At 64.3% G+C, this 1,285-nt stretch carries 1 protein-coding gene; it reads right to left on the bottom strand.

Annotated elements, in window-relative coordinates:
- Positions 1–13 precede the first annotated feature (13 nt).
- Positions 14–1,285 (bottom strand): ISL3 family transposase (locus L1892_RS24565; protein WP_235726357.1); only part of this gene is annotated, 1,272 nt, incomplete at its 5' end.

Here is a 1,285-nt window from a genome sequence, read left to right as displayed (position 1 = left end):
GGCTCTTCCTGATTCAGAGTGCATCCAGGCGTTCGGCGAGCTGTCCGGAATGGATCAGGGACCGCAAGATGTAGTGGCCGAGGTTGCGGAATCCGAGGGCGATGCCGCGTAGATGCTCGAGTCGGCCGTTGATCGCTTCAACCGGTCCATTGGAGGCGCCGGTGTCGAAGTAGGCCAGGATCTCGCGGTGCCGCGCCCACAACGATCGGCCGAGTTGGGCGAGCTCGCACAGTCCGGCGGGCAGGCCGGTGCGGATGCGTTTGAGCAGCTTGTACATCGCGATCTTGCCCGCACGCTTGTCCGGGTGCTCGTAGGCGCCGATGAGGTCTTGATACACCGCGTGGGTGACCGAAACGGCCACATGCTCATCCCGGGCATCCAGCCCGGTCTGCAGCTTGGTTGCTTGTTTGTCACTGAGCAACCCGATCCGCGTCAGCAGAGTACGGCGGATACCGAACAACGGATCCCCGCTGCGGCCGCGGTGCCCGCAGGTATCTTGTTGCACGCGTTGACGACACAACGTTAGCTTCTGCGCCGCCAAGTGCACCACATGGAACGGGTCCATCACGGTGCGGGCCTTGTCGAGGGCTTCAGCGGTGGCGGTGTGGTAGCCGACGAACCCGTCCATGGTGACCACCCGAATACGATCGCGAAACGACTGGTCGCGAGCATCGAGCCAGTCCTTGAGTGCGGCTTTCGAGCGGCCGGCGACCACATCGAGCAACCGTGCCGGCCCGGTGCCATCGACGATCGGGGTGAGATCGACCAGCACGGTCACGAAACTCGAATCACCCTCACCGCGAACGTGTTTCCATTTGTGCTCATCCACACCCAAGACCCGAACACCGGCCAGCCGGTCGGGTGCGGCCGCCAGCTTGCGGGCTGCGTCCAGGGCCAGGGTGTTGACGGTGTTCCAGCCCAGGCCGACCGAGGCAGCCACGGCCGTGACGCTCATCTTGTCCAGAATCATCCGGCGCATGATCCAGGTGGTGGTGCGTCGAGTGACTTGGGTACGCGGTGCGACGATGCTGGTGATATTCGCACGGAAGATCGAGGTCGCGCACTCGAGGTTGCTGCACACATACCGCGGTACCCGCAGGTGCAAGCGGGTGGGATGACCGACAATCGGCAGATCAGCGACCTCACGGTCGACGTGATCACGCAGCCGGCCCGACTGCCCGCAGGCCGGGCAGACGTTGCCAGGCGCCAGCAGTTCGCAAAACAGGTGCGTGCGGTCCTCGGCGTCGATAGCGGCGTCGGTGATCGACACCCCCAACTCGATGGT

The organism is Gordonia tangerina (assembly GCF_021556435.1).
GTDB lineage: Bacteria > Actinomycetota > Actinomycetes > Mycobacteriales > Mycobacteriaceae > Gordonia > Gordonia tangerina.
This window is presented reverse-complemented; position numbering and strand designations above follow the sequence as displayed.